Source organism: Microbacterium sp. UBA3394 (assembly GCF_002358725.1).
In the GTDB taxonomy this organism is placed as follows: Bacteria; Actinomycetota; Actinomycetes; order Actinomycetales; family Microbacteriaceae; genus Microbacterium; species Microbacterium luteum.
The window spans coordinates 1-2583 of record NZ_DEPK01000174.1; the positions used below are offsets into that span (position 1 = coordinate 1).

Below are 2583 nucleotides of genomic sequence, written 5' to 3' on the forward strand. Positions count from 1 at the left end.
GCGGTCGTGGGCGCAGAGGGCCCGAACTCGGATGCCACCGACACGACGTCGCTGACGACGGCCGCCGACACGGGCGCGGCGCCCAGCACCGGCGCCGTTCCGAGCCCGACGGCCAGCACCGGCGCCATCCCCAGCACCAGCCCGACGCCCGGCACCGGCGCGGCACCGACGACGGCGCCCGCGGACGCCGACGGGCCCACCCTGGCCACGCTCCGGGCGAGCCTGATCATCGCCATCCTCGTGGGGTCGGTGGGGTTGAACCTGTTCGGCACCGCGGTGGCCGGGGAGCTGCGTCTGCCCGTCTACCTCGACATGATCGGCACGGCGACGGCGGCCTTCGCCCTCGGGCCGTGGTACGGCCTGGCGGTCGGGGTGTCCACGAACCTCCTCGCCGCCCTCATCACCTCTCCCGAGACCATGCTTTTCGGGCTCGTCAACGCCGCCGGTGCGGTGCTGTGGGGATACGGCATCCGCCGATTCGCCCACACGATCCCTCGCTTCGTCGTGCTCAACCTCGTCGTGGCACTCGTGTGCACCCTCATCGCCGCTCCATTGAACGGACTGCTGTACGACGGAGACGGATCGGGCCACGTCACCGACGCCTACATCACCGCACTGCGTACCGCGCAAGGCATGTGGCTCGCCGTCTTCTCCGTCAACTTCCTCGCATCGCTCGCCGACAAGCTCATCGCCGGGTTCGCGGCACTCGCGCTCGCGCGTCTGGTCGCTCCTCTGCGGCTGCGAGACGAGCCCATCCCGCGACTCCTCCACCCGCGATCGCGCCGCCGCTGACGCCATATTCCCTCTCATGAATGTGGTGCGGCGCCGCATTCGACGAGCACGTGACCAAACCGTGATCATTGCGTGGGAGCGCTCCCTTGACATCGTGAGAGCGCTCCCGTAGCGTCTCTCCTCGTTCGGTGAGAGCGCTCTCATGACCTGCATGCAGCGCGCACCGGCATCCACCAGGACCCACACCACAAAGGAGTGACCCGTGAAATCACGCGCCTTGCGCCGCGCCGCTGCCGCGGCAGCCGCGGCATCCGCCACAGCCCTCGTCCTCGCCGGCTGCGCCGGCTCGTCGGACTCGTCGAGCAGCGGCTCGGGCGATGAAGAGGTCGAGCTGACGATCGCCACCTTCAACGACTTCGGCTACACCGATGAGCTCCTGCAGGAGTACATGGACGAGCACCCGAACGTCACGATCGTGCACAACCGCGCGGCCACCTCGAACGACGCCCGCGCCAACTACTTCCAGAAGCTCGGCAAGACCGGCCTCGCCGACATCGAGGCCATCGAGGTCGACTGGCTGCCCGAGGTGATGGAATACGCCGACCTGCTCGCCCCGGTTCCCGCCGACCTGTCCGACCGCTGGCTGGACTGGAAGGTCGAGGCCGCCACCGACGCCGAGGGCAACCTCATCGGATACGGCACCGACATCGGGCCCGAGGGCGTCTGCTACCGCTCCGACCTGTTCGCCGAGGCGGGCCTGCCCACCGATCGCGACGAGGTCGCCGCGATGCTCGAGGGCGACTGGTCCACCTACTTCGAGATGGGCGAGCAGTACGTGGAGGCCACGGGGAACGCCTTCTTCGACTCCGCCGGCGGCACCTACCAGGGCATGGTCAACCAGCTGCCCGCTGCGTACGAAGATCCCGAGACGGGTGAGATCACCGCGACCGAGAACCCCGAGGTCGCCGACATCTACGACCAGGTGCTCGAGGCGAGCGCGAACCAGTCCGCCCACCTCGGTCAGTGGTCCGACGACTGGTTCGCCGGCCTGTCGAACGGCGCCTTCGCCACCATGCTTTGCCCGGGCTGGATGCTCGGCGTCATCGAGGGCAACGCAGCCGACACCACCGGCTGGGACATCGCGAACGTGTTCCCGAACGGCGGCGGCAACTGGGGCGGGTCTTACCTGACCGTGCCCGGCAACGGCGCCAACGTCGAGGCCGCGCAGGAACTGGCCGACTGGCTGACCGCTCCCGAGCAGCAGATCAAGGCCTTCGAAGCCGCTGGAACCTTCCCGAGCCAGAACGAGGCGCTCACCGACCCGACGCTGCTGGAGGCGACCAACGCGTACTTCAACGACGCACCGGTCGGGTCGATCCTGAGTGACCGGGCCAACGCCGTCACCGTGTCGCCGTTCAAGGGCGAGTACTACTTCCAGATCAACGACGCGATGCAGCAGGCGCTGACCCGTGTCGAAGACGGGACGCAGGACGCCCAGACCTCGTGGGACCAGTGGGTCTCCGAAGTCGAGCTCATCGGCTGACACCCTTCGGGGGCGGGTGCGAGCGCGCATCCGCCCCCGAAGTGACGAGCGCCCCCGCCGTATCGCACGCATGAAACGAGGACCGTCGTGACCGCGACAACCACCCCGCCGAAGGCCCCGAGCCGGCGGAGCGAGACCCCCGAGCCGGAGCGCCCCGTCAAGCGGATCGCCTTCGGGCATCGGTTGAGCAAGTGGGACCTGAAGTTCTCGCCCTACCTCTACATCTCGCCGTTCTTCATCCTGTTCGCGATCGTCGGGCTGTTCCCGATCGCCTACACCGCGGTCATCTCGTTCATGGACTGGGACCT

2 protein-coding genes and 1 pseudogene are annotated in these 2583 nt (G+C 68.4%); all 3 read left to right on the plus strand.

Translation table 11 applies throughout. From position 1 onward, the window contains the following. Window positions 1-792: ECF transporter S component (locus tag B4E30_RS10355; RefSeq protein WP_286795244.1), on the plus strand; the 792-nt coding region annotated here is incomplete at its 5' end. A gap of 202 nt (window positions 793-994) precedes the next feature. Continuing rightward, window positions 995-2275 (plus strand): ABC transporter substrate-binding protein, encoded by a 1281-nt coding sequence (locus tag B4E30_RS10360; RefSeq protein ID WP_286795245.1) that lies wholly within the window; start codon window positions 995-997, stop codon window positions 2273-2275. Window positions 2276-2362: 87 nt separating this feature from the next. Next, window positions 2363-2583, plus strand: a pseudogene (locus tag B4E30_RS10365) (sugar ABC transporter permease); the annotation flags it as partial.